The 22,536-nt window shown below is 36.7% G+C and carries 19 protein-coding genes; 2 read left to right on the top strand and 17 right to left on the bottom strand.

Features of this window, described 5'->3' with window-relative positions:
* Positions 1–58 precede the first annotated feature (58 nt).
* Positions 59–1,897 (bottom strand): T9SS type A sorting domain-containing protein, encoded by a 1,839-nt coding sequence (locus VL121_RS19910; RefSeq protein ID WP_325408368.1) that lies wholly within the window; start codon positions 1,895–1,897, stop codon positions 59–61.
* Between the two features lie 351 nt (positions 1,898–2,248).
* On the opposite strand from VL121_RS19910, the gene VL121_RS19905 reads away from it, so the two are divergent.
* Both VL121_RS19905 and tilS read left to right on the top strand, forming a co-directional pair.
* Positions 2,249–2,563 carry a tetratricopeptide repeat protein gene (locus VL121_RS19905; protein WP_325408367.1) on the top strand — a complete coding sequence of 105 codons (315 nt, stop codon included), beginning with the start codon at positions 2,249–2,251 and terminating at the stop codon, positions 2,561–2,563.
* A 39-nt stretch (positions 2,564–2,602) separates the two neighbouring features.
* Positions 2,603–3,964, top strand: a complete 1,362-nt coding sequence (gene tilS, locus VL121_RS19900) for a tRNA lysidine(34) synthetase TilS (protein WP_325408366.1) — start codon at positions 2,603–2,605, stop codon at positions 3,962–3,964.
* Here tilS and VL121_RS19895 read toward each other — a convergent pair.
* The 16 genes from VL121_RS19895 to VL121_RS19820 form a co-directional block, all read right to left on the bottom strand.
* A complete protein-coding gene (locus VL121_RS19895; protein ID WP_325408365.1) occupies positions 3,944–4,591 on the bottom strand; it encodes a rhomboid family intramembrane serine protease in 648 nt (215 codons plus the stop codon). The two genes, tilS and VL121_RS19895, sit on opposite strands and share 21 nt — an antisense overlap.
* A gap of 60 nt (positions 4,592–4,651) precedes the next feature.
* Positions 4,652–5,125, bottom strand: a complete 474-nt coding sequence (locus tag VL121_RS19890; RefSeq protein ID WP_325408364.1) for a 23S rRNA (pseudouridine(1915)-N(3))-methyltransferase RlmH — start codon at positions 5,123–5,125, stop codon at positions 4,652–4,654.
* A gap of 50 nt (positions 5,126–5,175) precedes the next feature.
* Entirely contained in the window at positions 5,176–6,438 is a 1,263-nt protein-coding gene (locus VL121_RS19885; RefSeq protein ID WP_325408363.1) for a glycosyltransferase family 4 protein, read from the bottom strand.
* Between the two features lie 84 nt (positions 6,439–6,522).
* Complete coding sequence (locus VL121_RS19880) at positions 6,523–7,686, bottom strand: hypothetical protein (protein WP_325408362.1); 1,164 nt, start codon at positions 7,684–7,686, stop codon at positions 6,523–6,525.
* 200 nt (positions 7,687–7,886) lie between these two features.
* The gene (locus VL121_RS19875) at positions 7,887–8,477 is read right to left on the bottom strand and encodes a sugar transferase (RefSeq protein WP_325408361.1); all 591 of its coding nucleotides are present in this window, start codon (positions 8,475–8,477) and stop codon (positions 7,887–7,889) included.
* Complete coding sequence (locus VL121_RS19870) at positions 8,477–9,697, bottom strand: DegT/DnrJ/EryC1/StrS family aminotransferase (protein ID WP_325408360.1); 1,221 nt, start codon at positions 9,695–9,697, stop codon at positions 8,477–8,479. Before VL121_RS19870 ends, VL121_RS19875 begins: the two co-directional genes overlap by 1 nt.
* 5 nt (positions 9,698–9,702) lie before the next feature.
* The gene (locus tag VL121_RS19865; RefSeq protein ID WP_325408359.1) at positions 9,703–10,713 is read right to left on the bottom strand and encodes a glycosyltransferase family 2 protein; all 1,011 of its coding nucleotides are present in this window, start codon (positions 10,711–10,713) and stop codon (positions 9,703–9,705) included.
* A gap of 66 nt (positions 10,714–10,779) precedes the next feature.
* Positions 10,780–11,925 (bottom strand): glycosyltransferase family 4 protein, encoded by a 1,146-nt coding sequence (locus tag VL121_RS19860; RefSeq protein WP_325408358.1) that lies wholly within the window; start codon positions 11,923–11,925, stop codon positions 10,780–10,782.
* The gene (locus VL121_RS19855; RefSeq protein ID WP_325408357.1) at positions 11,918–12,988 is read right to left on the bottom strand and encodes a hypothetical protein; all 1,071 of its coding nucleotides are present in this window, start codon (positions 12,986–12,988) and stop codon (positions 11,918–11,920) included. The genes VL121_RS19860 and VL121_RS19855 overlap by 8 nt, the downstream gene beginning before the upstream one ends.
* 173 nt (positions 12,989–13,161) lie before the next feature.
* Positions 13,162–14,304, bottom strand: a complete 1,143-nt coding sequence (locus tag VL121_RS19850) for a glycosyltransferase (protein ID WP_325408356.1) — start codon at positions 14,302–14,304, stop codon at positions 13,162–13,164.
* A gap of 68 nt (positions 14,305–14,372) precedes the next feature.
* Entirely contained in the window at positions 14,373–15,512 is a 1,140-nt protein-coding gene (locus tag VL121_RS19845; protein ID WP_325408355.1) for an O-antigen ligase family protein, read from the bottom strand.
* 92 nt (positions 15,513–15,604) lie between these two features.
* Entirely contained in the window at positions 15,605–16,297 is a 693-nt protein-coding gene (locus VL121_RS19840; protein ID WP_325408354.1) for a hypothetical protein, read from the bottom strand.
* Positions 16,298–16,437: 140 nt separating this feature from the next.
* The gene (locus VL121_RS19835) at positions 16,438–18,159 is read right to left on the bottom strand and encodes an asparagine synthase-related protein (RefSeq protein WP_325408353.1); all 1,722 of its coding nucleotides are present in this window, start codon (positions 18,157–18,159) and stop codon (positions 16,438–16,440) included.
* A 4-nt stretch (positions 18,160–18,163) separates the two neighbouring features.
* On the bottom strand, positions 18,164–19,678 hold the full coding sequence (locus tag VL121_RS19830; RefSeq protein WP_325408352.1) for a hypothetical protein: 1,515 nt from the start codon (positions 19,676–19,678) through the stop codon (positions 18,164–18,166).
* Complete coding sequence (locus VL121_RS19825; protein WP_325408351.1) at positions 19,679–21,151, bottom strand: lipopolysaccharide biosynthesis protein; 1,473 nt, start codon at positions 21,149–21,151, stop codon at positions 19,679–19,681.
* Between the two features lie 42 nt (positions 21,152–21,193).
* On the bottom strand, positions 21,194–22,225 hold the full coding sequence (locus VL121_RS19820; RefSeq protein WP_325408350.1) for an NAD-dependent epimerase: 1,032 nt from the start codon (positions 22,223–22,225) through the stop codon (positions 21,194–21,196).
* Positions 22,226–22,536: the final 311 nt, after the last annotated feature.

Below are 22,536 nucleotides of genomic sequence, written 5' to 3'. Positions count from 1 at the left end.
CATTTGTGTATTGCAAATATAATAAGGGAATTTATTATAACCGAAAGAATTTTGGGAATTATTGTTTTACTAACTTATGTACAGTTTCCTTACCATTTTGCAGTACTTTAATAATATATAAACCTTGCTGCAGGTTAGCAATGTTCAATTGTTTATTGCTATTTACATTATTCCATTGATTAAGCAATTGCCCTGCTATATTATAAACAGACACGTTTGTAGCTTTTGTTATTCCTCTGAGTATAAAAAAACCATTAGCAGGATTAGGTACTATTGCTAACGTACCTGTTTCTGTTATTTTTAGAGAGGCAATATTACTGTAGGTAAACGTTCCATCTAAATCCACCTGTTTAATACGGTAAAAATTTGAGCCAATTGCAGGAGCCTGGTCTGTTGTATTATAAGTATTCTTGCCCGGGCTGTTATTGGAAGCCTGACTTTGGATTTTAACGAAGTTGTTACCGTCCGTACTTTTTTCTATTTCGAAATGCGAGGTATTTTGTTCATTTTCTGTTTCCCATTGCAGGCAAGCATTGCCGGAGCAATTTACAGCGGTAAAACCCAGCCATTGGAGCGGTAATATAATGCTACTGCTTACATCAATCGGGTTGCTGTAAAGGGTCAACTTATCAGCCTGGTCATTGGTAACTTCCACCCGGTACTTCCCGCCTTCTGATACGGGAAAAGATGAATCTCCTTTAATGGTTTCTATCAAAACACTGTCTTTATATAAATAATAGGTATTATTGGCAATATTTCCACCGGCAGTGAGAGAGAGTATTGAATTATTTTGGTTAAGTGTTAAGGTTTTCTGATTTTGATAATCATAATTGGCAAAAAGAGAGATATTATCTTTCTTCCCTACACATTCCATACCTTCAAACGTGAATTGATTGTTGCTTAACTGCAAGAACTGTAAATCAGGTAAACCGCACAACCCGTCAGGAATACTACCCGAAAGTTGATTATTCATTAAGTTTAAACGTATAAGCCTGTTCAGACTTTTAAATGAAGAAGGTATGGAGCCGGTAAGTTGGTTACTATCAAGTTCCAGTGATTGTAAACCTGTCATTCCAATTAAAGAGGGAATTTTTCCTGTCAGCGCATTGTTACTAAGATTAATATGAGCTAAAGTGCTATTATTGCTTAGGTCTGAAGGGATGCCTCCGGTAAGACCATTTGAGCTTAGGTCAACTAAATAACATATTACAGGGATTAATCCTGATGGTATTACACCTGTTAATTGATTATTGTTTAATTTTACTATTCTTAGATTACGGATATTCTGTAATGCTGCAGGAATACCGCCACTTAGCTGATTATTATTTAATTCCAATTGTTGAATTTGTTTCCCGCCTGGTTCCTCAGGAATATTGCCGGTTAGTTGATTGTATGATAATACAACTTCTCTGAGTTCTCTAAGATATCTTATTGAAATGGGTATTTCCCCTGTTAGTTTATTATGTTCCAGATGAAGTTCTCTTAAAGCGGTAGCATTGCCTATACTAGCAGGAATACTCCCTTCTAACTTATTATTATTTAAGTAAAGAAAGGCAAGTGCCGCTAAATTACCGATGCTATTGGGTATTGTGCCGCTTAGGTTATTACTGCTCAAATATAAATCACTTATTTCGGTAAGATTACCTAAAGATGCCGGCAGGCTTCCTTCTAACTGATTATTAATCAAATAAAGTCCGGTAACTCTGTTGTTGGTTACCTTAACGCCAAACCATTCAGTTACCCTCTTATTAAGCCAGTTCGAGTTTTTTTTCCAGGCTATACCATTTGTACTATGATATAAGTCTACCAAAACAAGACTATCTCCAATATTCACCTGGGCTTTAATAGAGAAATGTAAGAGTAAGAAAAAGAAAATAAAAGCTTTTTTTTGTTTCACAGTGATTTAGGATTTAGCCGGGACTATCAATTTTTAATTAGGCCTCATATACACAAAAAGTGTGCAAAAAATTAATAAAACCCGAAGCCGCACACTTCTCTGTTAGAAAATCTCATCAATGTCATGGGAAAACTTACTAAAAGTATTTTTAATGATGTTATAATCAGAATAATATAAACATATTGTTTTATTTATTTGTATATGACAACAGTTAAATAAAATGCTATTAATGCTATTTAAATCTTAACAAGGAAAAGCTGAATGCTTGCGAATCATGCTTTTCTGGTCATAAGAATTAGGCTGCATTGCGGACATTCATACTTCTTATCTTTAGCATATAGGAATAAAAGTATGGAAAGGATTGAAAAGCTGTTATTTTTTTTAAATGATTCCCCCAACGATAGTTTCTTGCAGCATGCGCTTGCTTTAGAGTATATTAAAGAAGGTAAAGACCGGGAAGCACGGTTTCTTTTTGAAGAAATTCTGGAAAGAGAGCCTTCGTATATTGGCTCATATTATCATCTTGCAAAATTATTAGAGCGCAATGGGGAAATAGCGGCAGCTTTGCACTGTTACCGGAAAGGAATGGATGCCGCTAAAGCCGTTGATAACAGTAAGGTATATAATGAGTTGCAGGCAGCCTGGGAGGAGTTAAGCTATGAATAGAACCTTTTAGCGTTTGATTTTTATGAGTAGTAATAGTATATGAATGACTTATTGCATTTATTTAAGGCAAATATTAAAAAAGAAAAGCTTTTTCAAACCGGTGATGTACTGTTGCTTGCTGTAAGCGGGGGAGTAGATTCCGTTGTTTTATGTGAACTGTGCCACCTGGCAAAGTTCAGGTTTATTATAGCCCATTGCAATTTTCAGTTAAGAGGGGAGGAAAGTAAGCGGGATGAGCGTTTTGTGAAAGGATTGGCTGAACATTACGGGAAGGAAATATTCCTGAAGCGGTTTGATACAGAAGCCTATGCGTTGCAAAATAAAACTTCTATACAGGTAGCGGCGAGGGAGCTGAGGTACCAATGGTTTTATGAACTTACTGCGGAACTGGAAACCCGGGAAAGAACACCGGTGCATGTCCTTACTGCTCATCATGCCGATGATAATGTAGAAACCGTACTAATGAATTTTTTTAAGGGAACAGGTATAGCAGGTATGAGAGGGATGTTGCCTAAAACGCATAAAATAACAAGGCCCTTATTGTTTGCCCAAAAGCAGACATTAATTGATTTTGCTAAAGAACAGGTATTATCTTTTGTGGAAGACTCCAGTAATGCATCCGATAAGTATTCCCGGAATTATATACGCCACCACGTTGTTCCTTTCATTGAGGAAATTTATCCCGGAGCCGCGGGTAATATAACCGCTAATATTGAGCGCTTCCGCGAAATAGAATTGTTATATACGCAATCCATTGCGGTACACAAGAAAAACCTGATAGAACAGCGGGGTAATGAAGTATATATTGCTGTACGCAAACTATTAAAAACGGATCCCCTCAAAACAGTTGTTTTTGAGATTACCAAAGCTTACGGTTTTACTGCGAAACAAGCCGAAGAAGTTATAGGGCTTTTGCATGCGGAGACGGGGAAGTTCGTATTATCTTCCACTCACCGGATATTACGGAACAGGGATTGCCTGGTTATTTCTTCTCTGGCTCAAAATGCATCATCTGTAATAGTTATAGACAAAAATGAAAAGGAAGTGATGTTTGAAAAGGGCAAGCTGTTATTAACAATACGGGAAAGAAAAGATGAGTGGGAAATACCAGTTGCTCCTTCGGTTGCCTGCTTGGATATGAAGGAAATACAATTTCCGCTTCTCCTCAGGAAATGGAAGCCGGGCGATTATTTTTATCCGTTAGGCATGAAAAAGAAAAAAAAGCTATCAAGGTTTTTTATTGATCAGAAATTATCGCTGCCTGAAAAAGAAAATACATGGGTTGTAGAAATGAATAAAAAAATAGTATGGGTGGTAAATAAAAGAATTGATGAACGCTTTAAGGTTTTACCCGGAACAAAAACAATACTGAAGATAGCATTAAAAACTGCCGAAGTATGATTTTACTGCATTAAGGAAGCTAAGTAATACATTCTTTTCGGAAAAAAGATATCCTGTTAACACCAGGAAGCCGATACCATACACAGCACCCCAGATATGCGCGGAGTGGTTAATATTACCACCGCCTTTTTTATCTAAGTAGGACGATAGTACAAGATATAGAAAGCCAAAAATAAAGCCGGGGATCATTAATTCCCTTGGCAAAAAAATGAGCCCTATCCCCTGTAACGGGTTAAGAAAGATAAATGCGAATATCACTGCTGAAACAGCGCCGGAAGCGCCGAGACTTCTATAGTGGTAGTTGGTTTTATTTTTAAAATAGGTAGGCAGCAAACAAACTACAAGGGCGGAAATATACATGAGCAGGTAATACCACCGTCCAACAGGGCCGAATAGGGTCATGAAAAGTATTTCCACATATTCCCCGAATATCCAGAAGGAATACATGTTAAATGCCAGATGGGCAAAATTAGCGTGTATAAAGCCACAGGTAATAAAGCGATAATACTGTTTTCTTTCTGTTACCGCGGGTGGGTAAAAAATAAGATCATCAATTAACTGCTGGTTCTTAAAAGCAATAATTGAAATAATACAGGTAGTTATTAGTATAATAAGTGTTACCGACATGGGCAGGCTTTTGATGAAGATAATGGAAAGTCCATAAAGTGTATTTATCTTCCGTTAAAATTATGCGTGATGATATTTTTCATTTTTAATAATAGTGCAGGCCCGGTACACCTGTTCGGATAATATTAATCGGACTAACTGATGCGGAAAAGTAAGCGGAGATAAAGACCATACAAAATTGGCCCGCTTAATAACGGATTCATCTAAACCATAAGCCCCCCCAATTAAGAATACCAGTTGCTTTACGCTTTCATTGGCTCTTGTCTGAATTATGATGGACAGTTTTTTTGAATCAATCAATTTTCCTTTTCCGTCTAAAGCAATTAAATAATCATCTTTCTTAAGGGTTTCTAATATTTGGCTGCTTTCTTTTATTTTTAGCGCATCTCCTGATAGCGGGTTATTTTTTTTAGACGGAGAAATAATTTTCCATTCCACAGGGTAATAATGGCTGATGCGTTTAGAGAAATCCAGGATGCCCGCTTTTAAAGACACGTCATCCTCTTTTCCAATACTACATAAGATAATTTTCATTCTGATGTATGAATGGGTTACTTTCTTTTTTAAAAGTAAATTTAAAAGCTTTAAGTGGCAGGTGTGTGTATTCTGCCGGTAACCGGGTTTTCTTTACCCGGCTTTATTATTTTTTTAAATATCTTTTCGTAATTCGCAACAGCGATTGTTAAAGAATATTTTTCTTTTGCAAGGTTATATGCATTTTGTCCTTGTAATATTAATAAAGCTTTATTGTTTAGATAGTCAGCAAAATCCTTTGCGGTTCTTTCCAGGTTATCTTCATTGCTGTCTAAAACAAAGCCGATATTATGTTTACGGATTTCTTCTGCCTGCCAGCCTTCATGATTTATAATAATGGGTTTACCGGCAGCTAATGTGTCAAAAAATTTATTGGCTGAGTTTGCCCAGAGTGCCGGAATGTTGGCTACAAAAGAGCTGCCAGCAGAACATTCCCTGTAAATACCGGTCAGCTCATTTTTGGAGACAGCGTCTTTTAAGAAAAAATTTACCCCCATAAGTCCTTTTTCTATCGCCATGGACTTTACTGCTTCAAACCGGTTTCCCTTGCCTGTACTGTAAATATGAAATACAATTGAACTATCCATTGGTAAAAGTACTTCTGCAAGTTTAACTACATATTCGATATTGTTTACCATGGCAACACTGCCCGCATACAACACAATTTTTTTAGACGGTAAATTTTTAATTGAATTGCTGTTTCTTGCGGATTCAAATCTGTTGACTTCGCTGATATTGGGAATTACCGTTATTTCAGGAACTTGCTTACACCTTTTAATAATCGAAGTTTTCATGTCGGTAGACAGGGCTACAATTGCTGCTGCATTTTTATAGATGTATTGTTCAAACCAGCATGATGTTTTTATAGCCATTTTTCCTTTAATAATCCCTAAAGCTATGGGCGCCTCCGGCCATATATCGCGCACCTCAAAAATAAAAGGAGTTTTATGCAACCATTTTTTTATAAGTGCTGGTATTGCAACGGACAGTGGGGTAGATGTGGCTAAAATTACATCTGCTTTTAATTTTAAAATATGTATAGATGAAAAAGCAGTAAATTCCAAGAAGCTGATTATACGTCTCAAAGCTGACATTTTATTAGAATAATCATTGCGTAGCGCGTGCACTTCAATTCCATCAATGTTTATTATTTGCCATCTTTTTTTGTTTGGAAGATCAAACTTTTGTCTCGTAGCGGTAATTAAAGTAACCTGATGTCCATTTGTTACAAATTGCGATGCCAGATCATAAGAACGGGTTCCTCCGCTTTTTTGGGGTGTATTAAAATACTGATGGATATAGAGAATTCTCATTCTTAAAGTTAAATATTCTTATATGAGTTTTATATAAAACGAAAACTCTTAAGTGCCAGTATTTATAAATATCAATTTGCAGGATTATTTTGCCAAATATTCGGTATACAGCAGGTTAGCATAATACTGTAATTCCATATTTTGTTGCCGCATTATTCCATATTCCTGGCGAAACGCAAAATCTACGTATATGTTCCATACTTCCTTATCAAACCAGCTTAATTTAATCCAACCTTCCGCCTGGTTATTACCCCAGCCAGGGCGACTGAGTGAAGGGCTGCCGTCTACCATGTCAGCAAAGGAAATCTCTTTCTTATTGTATACCACTAACTTAAGTGTATTACAAAGGCTGTCTATTTCACTATCGCTCCAGTTGGGGTTTCCCATCTTTTTGGATACAGTAAGATAGCTGAGTACATGGTTACCATGAGAGACATCCTGTAGTACCACTTCATCGACAACATTAGCCTGTGTTCCGCTTACATCATCCCAACTGCAGTTCCAAACGTACGCCTGGGGAACTGCAGGGTTGGACTTCAAGTTCCGTTTCAGAAGCAGATCGTACATATTATGCATTTCAATGCATTGGGTTCTGATTAAAGGGTCAACAGTTATTTCTTTCAGAAAAAATCCTATGAATGCCCAGTGAGATGAAGTATGTGTCCGGGTCCTTAAAAAGATGGTGTAGGGTTTTTTATTGATTTCGTTACTTCGGCTAATCCATTTCCCCCAAATGTTTTTTTCTATAAATTGTAAAGTTTGGTTATACCAGCTTTGGTTTTCGGCCGACAGACTTGTCCAGCCTGACTGGTGGAGATTGTAAATAAACTGGGTTATAAAGCGGAATATGTAGCCTTCGTAAAGGGGGGCTTCATTATTGTATGAATTCAGTGTATTTTTTGAAGTCCAGCTCAGGAAATTATCTTTATATTCATATATGTTTCCGGGGATGTTTTTTGAAACCTTTGCAGTTGATAAGATATTATTTATAATCTTTACAAGATCGTTACGATAGGTATCTTCTCCGGTACTCAGGTACATACATTGCAGCGCATCAAGAATGTTACTTATGGTCATGAAATCGAAGGAATCTCCTGATATGCTTTTATTCAGGTAATATTCGCGTATAGTTTCCGTTGAAGTGCATATTGCTGAATACTCCTGATCAAACAGGACTTTCCAATTTTTTTGCGCCATTACATTGACACCGAAGATGAACATCGCAGCAAAAAGAACTATATTTTTCATGTATATAGTTAATGGATTAGGGGGATATGACAGACTCAACAGGCAAAAATTAAGCACAAACACCATTATTTTAAGCGTCTATTGATGCTGCCTCCTCATTAAAATTATGCCTTCGAACCTCAAAGTTTATACCAAACCTCCTTCTTGTTCAAAAAAAGATGCTATTTAAGCAATCCGGTAATAACGGTTCAACTCCTGAACTACCCTGTTATTATCTCTTTAAAGGTTAAAAGAACAATTTTGATATCAAAGAGAAACGACCGCTTCTTAATATATTCCAAATTATACTTTAACTTATCCGGCATAATAACCTCTATGTACATTTTATCAGGGTCATCAGTTTTTTCCAATAGTTCGTTTTCATTACGATATTTTATGGATGCAATATCTGTAATACCTGGTTTAACGGACAGCACTTTTAATTGTTCTTCCGTATATAAGTTAACATATTTTCGAACTTCCGGCCTGGGGCCTACCACACTCATATCGCCAATAAAAACATTGATAAGCTGGGGGAACTCATCGAGCTTGTATTTACGAATATAATATCCTGATTGAGTTACTCTCGGGTCTCTGCTACCTACTGTTATTAATCCTTTTTTATCAGCGCCCCGCCGCATAGATCTAAACTTATAGATATTAAAATCCCTGCCATTTTTTCCTACCCGGGCCTGCCTGTAAAACACAGTTCCTTTTGAATCTAATTTTATCCAGATAGCCAAAATTAAAAATACAGGACTTAATAAAATAAGTCCTGTGCCACTTGAAATAATGTCAAATAATCGCTTCACTATGTTTGTCCTGCTACGCTTTGATAAGCATTTTTTACTGCTTTAATAATATAAGCCAATTCCTTTTCTGTTAATTGCGGATAGATAGGCAGGGAAATTTCGCACTTGTAGTTATTATATGCCTGGGGATAATCTTTTATGTTAAATCCGTTTTCCTTAAAAAAGGTCAACATCGGCAAGGGAATAAAATGAACATTTACCGCAACGCCCGTCTTTGCAATTTCATCAATAATCCGATCCCGCTGCGCTTCTGTAATATCCTTAATACGTAAGGCGTAAATATGGTAAGAACTCTCTTTTCCTCTCACAATTGCAGGAGGCTTTACAGCCCAGTTTTCCTGGCTAAACGCATCATTATAAACGCCAAACACCCGTTTGCGCTCTTTCAATAATTCAGGATATATGCGCATTTGAGCTAAACCAATGGCCGCGTTTATATCTGCCATATTGATTTTCATACCAAGCCCTGTAATATCGTAACGCCACCCACCGGCCTTGCTTTTTGAAAAAGCGTCTTTTGTCTGGCAATTTAAACTCATTCGTCTTAACTTGCCGTATAAAGCTTCATTATCAAAGGGCTCAGGTAAGTTTAAACAAATAGCTCCCCCTTCTCCTGTTGTTATATTCTTCACAGCATGCAAAGAAAAGATAGCTATATCTGTTTCGCTTCCCGTTTTAATTCCGTTAGTATAAGTAGCTCCCAGTGAGTGAGCGGCATCGTTCAATACCAAAATACGGCCTAATTTCTTTTGCACAGCGGAAGCAGGCTTAAATATTTTTTTAACATCCGGCTTATTAACAAGGTTCATAATCTCATCATAGTCACAAGGAAAGCCTGCAATATCAACCGGTAAGATAGCTTTTGTTTTAGGTGAAATGGCATTGCGAATGCCGGTCACGGAAATATTAAAATCTGCTGTAGTATCAACCATTACCGGTGTACCTCCTGCATGGTAAACCGCTAATGCCGTAGCGCTATAGGTATAAGCAGGAATAATAACTTCATCGCCTTCCCGGATGCCCAGCCAGCGCAGCATCATGATGGCCCCCGAGGTCCAGGAGTTCACACACAATACCTCTTTTGCTCCACTGTAGTTTTTGATCTCATCCTCCAAAGCTTTTACTTTTGGGCCGGTAGTAATCCAGCCGGATTTTAATGAATCTACCACTTCATTGATAACATCCTCATTGATATACGGAGGAGAAAAAGGAATTTTCATAGATACTATCTGTTACTTTTTACATCAAAGGGCCTTTTCATTAGGATTTTATATATACCTACCAAATATCCCCAGCCATAGGCTACATGAATATTCAAATACACATACGGTAAATAAAATAGCTCTTTCTTGTCCTTTAAGTCTTTGATCCCAAAATAAAGTGCACCCATCAGGTATATTAATAATACAATAAGATAAATGTAAATAAATAAATAATGGACAAAACTCAAAATAAAACCGACTATCAATCCTAAAACAAATAACAAAGGAAAGAACTGACGGATCGTAGCAAAACTACCTAATTTTTGATTAACCAGAGGTTTATATAGTCCATACTGGTAAAACATCTTTCGGGTTTTTTTTATTGTATCTCTTGCAAAATATTTAACAACCAAATGTGGGAGTAAAAAAATTTTACCGCCATTTTTGATTATACGGGCATTTAATTCATCATCCTGGTTGCGAATCAGCTCTTCATCATACAGCCCCACTGTATCAAACACCTCCCTACGAAAACATCCAAAGGGCACCGTATCAACCTCTATTATTTTCTTTGCACCAACTCTGAAATAAGAGTTCCCCATACCAAAAGAACTGCTCAGCGCAGTAGCTATTGATTTGGCTTCTATACTTTCATTAACCGGCAATGTTTCACATACCGCACCTACGTTGTCTGCATTTAGTAATTCTAAATTCCGGACTAATTCAGTGATGTAATTAGCCGGAAACGCTGCATGTGCATCTATCCGGATAATGATGTTTCCTTTTGCATTTTTTATGCCAATATTCATAGCACAGGGAACGATACGCTTCGGATTATCCAACAGCTTAATCCACGCATTATTTTTCTGATATGCTCTGATGATATCTTTTGTGCGGTCCGTACTAAGCCCATCTACAAAAATTACTTCCAGTTCCTCCTTGTCTACATCCTGCTGTATTAGGGAATCTATACAAGAAGCTATATAATTCTCCTCGTTGTATGCAGGGCAAATCACCGATAGTTTTATACTCATTTAAGCTATATTAGGAAAAGAACCCGCAAAATCAAACAGTGGTAACGATGGATGCAAAAACCTTTCCTATTGATTGTTGTATATTGCCTGATACATTTTTGCAATCAAAGCCCAGTCATGGTTTTGCTTCATTTTTTCCGTTGGGATAATATAGTTGTTAAAGTTCGTTATTAAAATTTCTAACTTTTGTTTGATTTCTTCCGCTGAAAAACCCAACACCTTTTCTCCTATCTTCTCCTCGTAAAATCCATCTATACCCTCGTTGTGGGTGTACAGAACGGGCAAGCCCTGCAGCATAGATTCCACATATACCAAACCAAAACTTTCATGCCTTGAAGGCATAGCGAAAATATCACAGCTTCCAAAAATTCCAAGCAATTGCTCTTTATCATAAACCTTTCCGTAATATTTAAACAAATCCGGGAAAGCTTCTATTTGTTGTAAAACCTTTTCCACCTCACTACCATCACCGCCAACGATGTGCAGCTTCACGTTAAATCTTGCGTCTTTCTGTATAAGAATAGCCGCTTTTTGCAAAGCCGTGATATTTTTACCTTTTGAAAATTTCCCTATAAACAGGATATTAAAAGTATCCTTTGGTTTTTCCGGAATTTCTCTTGCCCTTGTGTGTTCAATCCAATATGGATCTACGCCGTTGGGAATTATTTCGATTTTGGTTTCAAGCTCTTTTTTAATGGATTGCAACGATGGCAAACTCAACAATCTTGGCTTATAAGAAGCTGCAATTAAAACCACACTTTTTGCGTGCTCTAAAATTTTTTTTCCGAATGTCCTTTCATGGATCAAATACTTTTGAAAAACATTGAGGTCAGAATTTCGTACGGTCACTACATAAGGGATATTGTATTTCTTTGAAAGCAGGTACGCTACCCCGCCATCGCTGTACCAGGTATGAGCATGTATAAGTTTAACCCGTGAAAAATCTACTTTCGACTCGATATCGTTAAGTATTTTTTTTACTTTGAGCCTGTAAAATATTCTGTCAACTGAGTTGTTCAGAATATTGGAATAAATGATTTCCGAACCCGCTGTTTGTAGTTCAATTTCGTTTTTTCCAATACTTAGGGCTGTTTTCACCGGCGTATATACAATTTGTTCTATCTTAAGATAATTCAGTTCTCTAATTAAATTTTTATAGACGGTAGAGCCGGAATAATCGTTTGCTATGTGTACTATTTTCTGCCTATCCACCTGCGAGTTGTTTTTTATTCAAATTTGCTTTAAACTGTAATTCCTGGTTATATTTTTTAAGCATTTTGCCATCGCCTTCAAAATTTTTAAAAATTGCCTGTACTGCAGTATCGTAATCTGCAAGTTTCACCCAGCCATCTGCAACGAAATTGCCCCATCCGGGGCGTGAAGGATCCGTTGAGCCATCAACATTATCGCGAAAGCTATTAGATTCCTTATTGTATAAAACAAGTTTTACCGTATTACACAGTTTATTAATGTCCTCAGGGAGCCAGTTTTTATCTCCCATTTTATAAGCTGCAACAATATAGGATACCACATGATTTCCATGAGATACATCCTGCACTATAGCTGGCCTCGTTTCCACGGCGTCTGTTCCATCTGTATTATCATAAGTGGTGTTCCAGTAAAAAGCAGAAGGATATGCAGGGTTGGGCTTTAGATTCCGCTTCAATAATAAATCATATTCCTGTTGTAATTTTTCACATTCCTTTTTTATGAGCGAATCAGCAGTCATATTTTTTAGATACATCGCTATACCAGCCCAATGGGATGCCATGTGTGTTCTTCCTCTCAAAAAATATCTATCATTATTTTTATTGATTATCTCACTTCTGTTTAGCCATTTTGTCCAAATATTTTGCTCCAGAAATGATACGGCTTTTTGCCACCAGTCAGCATTTTCCGTAGAAAGATTAATCCAATGATTTTCTTGCAAAAGGAATAGAAACTGTGCTATATATAAAAAGGAATATCCTTCGTAGAGTATGACCTCCTCATTATAAGTGCTTTTTTTTGAAGTTGAAATCCAACCTTTAAATTCATCCTGGAAGGGAGACTGGTTGTTCGGAATATCCTTTGAGATTCTTGCGGTATTGATTATATTGTTAATCAACTTCCTTTGATAATCTATAACTTCCGGGTCAGGATTTACTGAAACCAATGCGTTATTAGCTCCTAAATAAGCCCTTAAACTCATTAATTCGTGTGTATTTCCACTACTGCTAAGATCTATTGATTTTTCATACAATATCTCCGCCCTATCTTTGTAAAATAGTTTCAAAAAATAAGAAGGGGGACTACTTTTCTGAGCGAAAGCCTGTGGTGAAAAAGTAACTGCAATCAAAAGAAAAGCAAAGCAACAACGACATTCCATGTTTCAGTTTTAATAACTCATTTGTATGATATCAGATTTTTGATTGTCTTTCCAAAGCCATGCGACTTATTTTTTTCTGCTTATTTTTTTTTCTGGTTATCTTTTACAATATTTTCCAGCAGCGAACTTATTTTTTGTGCCCTGTTTTTGAGAGATTGTTCTCCTCTCTTTAACCTAAGGTTTTGTTCCATAGAGGAGCGAATGGAATCATTGCTTTTAAGCGTATGTATGGCGGCTGCAATTTCACCAATTTCCATTGGATTAATCAATATTCCGGTAGTGTTATCAATTTGTAACTCTGCCGTGGTGCCCAATGAGCTAACAACAGGTATACAGCAGGCCTTTGCTTCTTCAATGGCATTGCAGTGTCCTTCATTTAAAGTGGGAAGCACAAATATGTCAAAGGCATTGTATAGTTCGGGCAATTGATAATTAGGTACGGGAGGTATCGTCTTTGTAAAGTCATTGGTTATTAGATTTTCTTTTCCACCCACGCAAACCAATTGAATATCCTTATCGGCTAATTGTGTTATGGCTTCAATAATTCTGTTTGGCCCTTTCCTGTGAATAAAATGTCCAACAAATCCTACAACAAACTTCTTTTTTGGGATGCCTAATTTTTCTTTACATGTGTTTTTATCCATGGGCTTAAACAAAGAATAATCCACCGCATTGGGGATGATGCTCATTTTATGTTCACTAAATCCTAGCTCTACCAATCCCTTTTTATTTCCTTCCGATACACAAATAAAATGATGGGTACAATCCTTTAATCCATGTAAATCCTTTTTCAGCGCTTTGGTAGATTCTGAGTAAGAAGACTCTCCGGAAGCTATTACTAAAGGAACCAAGTGCTTATTTATATATGAAAGACCTGGTATTGCGTTTGATAAAAAATGAGCATATACCATATCAGGCTTAACCGGTAAATTGTTTAAGCATTTGTTTACCGCTTTTGCCTTAAAATACCGGCTCCAAATGTGGGTATTTATTCCTAAAATTTTCTTATTGCTAAACGACAAATATATAGGTCTGTACACTTTACATCTTTCTTTACCGTATCCATCTTTAGCTGTGGAATTAAATAACTCGTGTACTTTAAAGGGCGCTATTACAGTAATGTTATGGTAATTGCCTAATTCCTGAACTAAATTATAAACAAAAGCTCCTTTATTGGGTATTTCTTTTGAGGGGTAATTATCGGAGATAACAACTAATTCCATTTGCTGTTTTTATTACTGATATAATGGATAAAAGATGGCCATACATTGGCTTTTACTGGGATGCCGGACTATAGTTTTTTTTCATGTGTTGCCAATAGATATGGGAGGATCAGGATTTGCATATATGCAAAGGTACTCCAGTACCATCGGGAGGTAAGTGAGGTAATTATTGCAATACAAACCACTAATATCAGGATGATTTTCTTATCTTTTGACCAGTCTTTTTGAAAAACCTGCAGGATCAACAGCCTGAATAAAGCGAGATATACCAATAGTCCAAATAATCCAAAACTCACCAGCATATCAACCCAGTCGTTATGAGATACATGCACCGAATTTAACCCTGACGCGTTATAGCCATAGCCAAATAAATAGGGTATCAAACTATCAGCTTGATACCAGACCCCTAACAAGGTTTCGATAAGATTATCTCTGCCCGAAGAATCTCCTCCTATCATTTGCTGCATTCGTTCCATCAAATATTGATTTCGCTCGTATAAATCGTATCCGAAATAAGCAACTGCGAAAAGTAAAAAAACAGAAACGATATATCGCTTAATTTTTGATTTCCCTTCAGAGGCGTATAAATATTCAAATACAATTAAGCCCAGGGCTACGATTCCACAAACGATAGCAGCTCTCTTAGCGCTCTCAATCATGAAATACCAGATAATCATCAGAAATAAAAAAGAAAGCAGTTTTCTTCTGAAAAGAAAAACAAAAGGCAACAAGCCTATAAACAGATATACCGTATTGTCTACAACCTCATCTCTCATTCGTTCTAGTCGAAGCGCGCTTTGAGATTGATTAAATTTCAGGATTAAAACGGGTAGCAGGATTAAAAAAAACGCCATCAGATGTTTGCGGGTTAATACCTCTCTTTCTGAAAAATAATAAAAGGGGAAAAAAGGCAAAAAATTTAAAAGTACCATCTTAAGAATGCGGTATTCAGTAAAATCACCGTAAAGCAAAAAATAAAATATGTACATCATCATAAAAAACAACCAGACTTTCATAAAGTCGGTGAATTTATTTTTGATTAGTAACAATTTTAGAAGATAATAGATGGAAATAGCAAAAGTGAGAGCCAATAATACCTGGCCAATTGCTTCGCCCTCAGGGAGCAATGTTCCCTGAGAATAATACAATACAATCAACAGTAATAGTATATAGCAATTGAATTTATCTCTTTTTTTTTGCCATTTCATTTCTAATGCTGTATAATTAAGGTTCTAAGCAAATACCACATTTTTGAGAGAAGCTTTTATTTCTGATATTTAAATCTTTGTGAAATCTGATTTTACACATCGAGTATTTTGCCTGCAACAATACAGGCTTCATTTTTTGAAAAAACGCCGTTGCTAACCTGCGGCCAAAAACGAAGATCATTCACCTGTTTAATCATTCCTGCATTGCACTCAACAACAACGGGAATATCTTGATATCCCAGTGCGGAAAGCGCATAAGCCCTGTGTTTACCTGCTTTAATAATAAAACACCAATCATCATTATCACCTGTTAAAAAATAACCCTTTATACCTCCATCATTCAAATAATAATTTTCTTTATACCCGTGGTTTTTGATATTCTCAAAAACTTTCACCAAACGATTAAATTCGATTTCCCCTTTTGCAGTACTCACCGGGCCAAAATCGGTATAACCTGCTGATAGACCAAATGATTTACCCTCCCGATTGTTCTCTCTGCGGGCATCCCCTTCCCGTATCTTTATTATTTCAGCAACATTTTGATTGTCCCAGGGGAGCATATATCCGTAAGCAGGTATTTGTTTGAATATGTCATTATCGCTTAGTCTGAGTACTTCTCCTGCATTTTTAGGCACATAGCTTTCGTAATACACTTTAATAGCAGCCGACCCATAATCTGAAGCTTTGTTTTTGCTATAGTCAATAATTGTTTTAACAAAGGGATTTTTTCTTTCTTCAAGGGTATTCCACAATTGTGTACGGCATTTCGAAATAGGTATGTCCATTAGCACAGTGGGGAATCCGCTTGTACTGCCAGTGCTATAAACAACCTCGAGGGGATGAATGATTTTTCCTCTCAAATTGATTGAAAATGACCTTCTTAGCTGGAACCCTTTTCTCCCTATTACATTTCGTAAAATGTTAATCATCTAGAATAATGTTCTAAAAAAACGTTTACGGTAATAAGTCTGGATATTGTACCTGATCGTTCTCCCGTTTTTGAAAAATCATCTATTGCCTTTTTTATTGGCTGAGGGTCAGCATATTGGTATAATTTTAATTCCTTTGAGAGGATATACTGATCTAGTAGTCCTTCATTGTGATTCTTTATCCAATAAGGGTAATTATGATATCTTGTTCTGTATTTTTCAAAGCCTGCTTTGCTTTGTGCGTATCTAAATACCCTTGACAGGTAGTTTAACCTACTACTAACGAACAGTCTGCTTCCTGTATTTAAGTTGTCAATCTTTACAAAATATTCAGGAAAGTATTTTATCAGCATTTTGTTATATAATCTGCCAAAATCAGTTTTCTTAGGCAACAGAAATAAATATTCCTGCAATTGATGGTCGAGAAAAGGGAACCGACTGATAATGCCATAATCGTGACCTAATATTGAACCGAATATAGTAAATCTTCTTACTCTTTGGTATGTGTAGAAATACTGATCAGAACCTATGTGCTCGTAGTATTCATAAAGTTCCCTTAAAGTATTGTTATCGCTAAACATACTTTTCAGATATTTGTCTTTAAGTGCATTCTCAGCATTGGCCTTATTTTCATATTTTAAATGTCCTCCACCAAAGATGCCATCGCCACCTGCTCCATCCAGGTTAATATCAAAGTGATTTTTATGCATCGGTAAGGATCCCAATGCATTCATATTAAAAAAATCCTTTTCCCCTGAAGTAGCTATTATTGCATCAACCCTGCCGTTCAGCCAATTGTTTTCATTCATTTCCTTAATAATATGGGTACAATCCTTTCGAAGTTTTACAACCTGGGATGCTAATTTTATATCGCCACAGCCTCTTATGCCTCGTGTAATGGCTACCAGCCCGTTTTCGCGGTAAGGTATGTTGGCAAAAATAGCCCTTGAATCTTGCCCTCCACTGAGGGTGATCCCTATCCTTTCATCTTTTGCTACTCTTTTGGAGACAACTTCTGCAAGCAGTTCTGCTAAATCAGCTACTATTTTGCTTTCATCTTTGCTTATGCTTTCAGCATTTAACTGCTTATGGCTCCAATAGGGGGTAATTTGTTTCAGTTCTGCTTCTTCTAAATCCCATTCCAAATAGGATGCAGGGGGTAATAGCTTAACCTCATTAAACCAGGTGTTGTCACCTATCAGGTATCCTAACTCTAAAAAAGTAGTAACAGATTTATTCCTGATTGTTGTATTAATGCTTTTGGTTAAAAACGCCCTTAATTCAGACCCCCATACCAACTGCCCGTTAAAAACGCCATAATATAAATGGGATAAACCATTTCTGTCTCCTATTATGAATAGTTTATTGGCTGTTTTATGCAAGATAATAATAGTAAACAATTCATCTATGGCTGCTATTTTAGAAAAATCAGGGAAGGATTGAGCAGCAAGCTTTGCGACTTGCTGTATAGCTTTCTCCCCGGTATAACCATCAATTAAGGGATCACCATATATCCAGATTTCCAGGTTATTTATTTCATAGTGTAAATTATAGCTCTTCATGAAATCAAACGATACAATGCTGTTAGCAATACTATCATTGATGTAATCCTTTCGTATATGATAAGAATTGTTTGTGTGAATATTCAGCTTCCCTAACGCATCGAGTTTGTTGAGTGGTTGTACGCTCTTTTGGGTAAATCCGAAAACTCCAGGCATATTTTTAAATTTTATTTATCTTGTTTGAAATAGTATCTAAGATTATACCTTTTATTTCAAAAACAGGTTTATCAATATCTATGATCGTAACCTCAGTTGGCGGCTCAAATTGAAGATCAATAATTCCGTTTTGTTTTTTGTTGATTTCTTCCTTGCTCATTTCCGGCCTTCTGGAATGTAATACTTCTAAAGAACCAATTAATTTTATTACTAAATCGGGATAGATTTGCTTAGCAAGTTGATAACATGAAAATTCATATTTTGCCAATGATCTTAAAATGAAATTTGAGCTATTTGCATTTGCATATAGTTTGGGTCCATCATTATATCCCAGGGTACTTGTTTGGGGATAACGATCGCAGATTACTATACCTCCCCGTTTTCTTTCCTTATCAATTCGTTTGAGCCTGTTTTGTTTTTCCAAAGCCAAAGAAACAGCCTTTATGGAAAGGATGAGTTGCTTTGGAAAACTAAATGACGAGATATCGCTTTTAACAACACTTTCCGCTTCTTCAAACGAAGCTTTATTTTTTGATTTTTTCGCAGCACTTAGTTTTGATCCAAGTTGGATACAGTATTCAATGATTTGTCGTTGCAGGCTCTTTGCGCCATCGCCCGAGCCCATATACATAAACAACACGTTCACCTTTTTTGACAATTCTTTGGTAATCTCTTTAGTTTGTGTTGATTTACCTGCTCCATCAGATCCCATCAAACAAAGTACAACGCCCTGGTGAGGTAAGCTCCTTTTTTCGAATTTGACTGGAAAGCGAAACAGTTTTTCCAATTTAATTTGTACTCGTTTAATAAAATGTACAGCTTTAAGATAACTGACCCGCTGAGGCGACAAAATTCTATGCCTGGCAAAATACGGTTTCAACAGTTTCTTTAAAGAAATAAAAAGCTTCTCATCATGACGCCCGCCAAGTCTGATCTGTTCAATCAAAGGGGGTATTTCATCGCCTAATACCTCAGAAGAAAGGAGCTTTAACTTTGCTAAATCAATCTGATCATACAACCATCCGGCTTCTAGATTAAAATGTTTGGCAATGGAACGGTTTGATTTGCTATCTGTTACATCATGCTTAAAGGCTGTTCTTACAACCAGCAATAAGTATTCTATGTTGGCTGAAGATTTATAAATGTTAAAATGCGTGTCGAATATCCTGTTTTTCAGGATCAGGTCTTCCCATGGTAAATGATAACTTTTGATTCCTACTTCTCCAATGTCTAAATTAAAATGAGTATGTACATGCACGACTTTTCCTACTTCTTTATCAAAGCCAATATAGTCTGCAATACCTTTATATTTACGATACCATACCGCTTCAAACAAGTGAAACTTATTTCTTTTTAAAATTTCGATTACCCTTTGCTTCTGGTTTTTATCAAAAAGAATATCCAGGTCCGTATCCCCATTCACCGCAGCTTCTAAATGCTCATTGCTTTTCCAATGGCAATAGTTGATGCCAATGGAATTCAAATCATTTAATAGCAGGTTAACAATCTGTAAAGCCATTTATGATTTTTTTGTAATTTTATTTAGAACTCCTTTAAAGGGCAAAATATCCAAAAAACTAAGTTTATTGGAAAAAAAATAGAACAGAACCATTACACCTGTTCCATAAATACCATATGAAAGTAATAGTATCATAAAGTCAGATGAGATGAATTGACGCGTTAAAGTAATAATCGCTACAAAAAGAAGGGCCAGTAGTATGGCTAAATGCAATTCTGAAAAGGTGCGTTTTAAAAAATAAATCCAATTTATTTTTAAGATATTGAGGCTTAAATGAATCATTAATATATAATTCACAGTTACCGCAAATAAAGTACCATAGGAAACTCCGGTGATCCCCCAGTTGGATCCTATATAACATCCGAAGATTACGCAAAAGGCATATATAAACTGGCGCTTGGCTCTGCTGTATACATTGCCGGTAGCCCTGCTTAAACAATCGCCCATTTTATATCCCATTCTGAATATCAATCCCGCGGTTAAAATTTGCAAAGGGACAATTGTATCCGACCATTTGCTGCTAAGTAAAACATTAATGATTTCTTTTGAACTAAAAATTAAAACACAGGATATGGGGATACAAAGGAATGAGATCATCTTAGAACCATTAATGAATGCCTCAATTAACCTGTCAGGCTGGCTTTGCCGGGCAGCCATTGCCGGAAATAAGGCTTTATCTATTGAGTCGCCAATCAAACTAACAGGTTTAACCATTATCGAATATGCCCTGCTGTAAATTCCTAACGCACTTGGTCCCAAATAGCGCCCGGTAACGATATTGTCCCCTTGCAGGGCCAGGTAATTAAAAAGCCTGGCAATGGTAAAGCCTCCCCCATAGTATAACAATTCATTTGTCTCCTTTTTACTGAAACAAGGCATGATAGAGTGTTTGCATTTTATAAAAGAAAGAATACATTTGATAAGGGATTGCATCAGTTGCCCTATAATCAGTGACCATAATCCAAAGCCGTAATAAGACAGTGTAATCGCAACTACACCATAACCCATCAGATACGAAGTGAAGTCAATTTTAACCAACACTTTTTGCTTCATTTCCCGGAGCAGTAAAGATTGAGAAACTGTAGTTATTCCCTCAATTATAAAAAGTACGGCTACTACTTTTAGCACGTTTTGCAGTTCCGGCATTTTAAAAAAATCAGCAATTAAGCCTGAACCGAGAAATACAATCAGAAAAAGCACTGCACTTAAAATCAGTGATATGGTAGAACCAACCCTGATATGTATGGGAGTTAGATTCGCTTTTTGAACTAATGCGGGGCCAACTCCCATTTGACTCAACAAATTAGAAAATCCAACTACTACTAAAGAGGATTGCATTATACCAAATTCAGCTTTTGAAATTAACCGGGCAAGAACAAAAAGCACACCCAACTGTATGAAGGTTTTAAATATGGCGCCGCCAAACTGCCAATAGAACCCTTTAAAGGTTTTTTGTGTTAAATTTTCTCCCATTTAATTATTTTTATTCCATATCAGGTATTATTTCAATATCGCTTATTTTCTATTATGATATTGCTTATACCACGCTACAAACTTTCTAACCCCCTCCTCAATATTTGTAGTGCTGCTATATCCCAAAGCGTTCAAGTGCGAAGTATCAGCCCAGGTACGGGGTACATCACCGGGTTGCATACTCATCATGTTTTTTACCGCTACCTGTCCTAATTCTTTTTCCAGCGTTTCTATAAATTTCATCAAAGAAACCGGCGAGCCATTTCCAATATTAAACAACTGGTAGTATGGTTTTTCTCCTTTCTTTACAGGTGGATTATTCATAGTGATAATAATACCCGCTACAATATCGTCAATATAGGTAAAGTCCCGGCTCATATCGCCCCTGTTGAACACTTTTATGGTTCGGCCTTCTGTGATGGCCGAAGTAAAAAGAATGGGTGCCATGTCGGGTCTGCCCCAGGGGCCGTAAACCGTAAAGAACCGTAGACCTGAAGTAGGGATTTGATATAAATGGCTGTAGGTATGTGCCATCAACTCATTGCTCTTTTTGGTCGCTGCATATAAGCTTACCGGATAATCTACACGGTCTTCTTCCGAAAAAGGTATTTTAGCATTTGTACCGTATACCGAAGAACTGGAGGCATACACCAAATGCCGGATTTGATAATGCCTGCAACATTCCAAAATATTTAAAAAGCCCACAATATTGCTATCAATATACGCTTCTGGGTTTTCTAAACTGTAGCGAACGCCTGCCTGGGCAGCCAGGTGAACAACAGCATCAGGTTTTTCCTGCTCAAATAGTTTAGGCAGCGCTTTCCTGTTTTCTACTTTCAAACGGATAAATTTAAATTGAGGGAAGGACTTAGCATTTGCCATTAATCCCCAGCTTTCCGCATCTTCCTTTTTAACACCCAGTTCAGCTAAACGGGCATATTTTAGGTTTACATCATAATAATCATTAATGTTATCTAAGCCTATCACCTCATAACCCTGCTCCAGTAATTTTTTGCTGAGATGAAAGCCTATAAAGCCGGCAGCACCGGTTACGAATATTTTTTTGTATTGCATATTTTCCGGATTAGGAACTTACCTGTCTGCGAATTTGCCAGTTTGTTTTTTACAAGAATAATAAATCAGTTTAAATCAATATGGATAAGATAGGATTAATAGATTATAAACTCCATTTCCGGATATCTATTGTTAAAAGTATAAACGTTTAATGTCCGGATGCTTTTACTTCCACCCTCTCTTTTTTTTATTTGGGGTATCAAAATATTCGGAGTAGCCGTAACCGTAGTGTTTATAGCTGCCATAGCGTCCTTTTTCACCCACCCTGTTAATTACGGTATAGAGAGATTGCACGGGGTTATCGGCGATTT

The organism is Agriterribacter sp. (genome assembly GCF_035497235.1).
Taxonomy (GTDB): Bacteria; Bacteroidota; Bacteroidia; order Chitinophagales; family Chitinophagaceae; genus Agriterribacter.
This window is presented reverse-complemented; position numbering and strand designations above follow the sequence as displayed.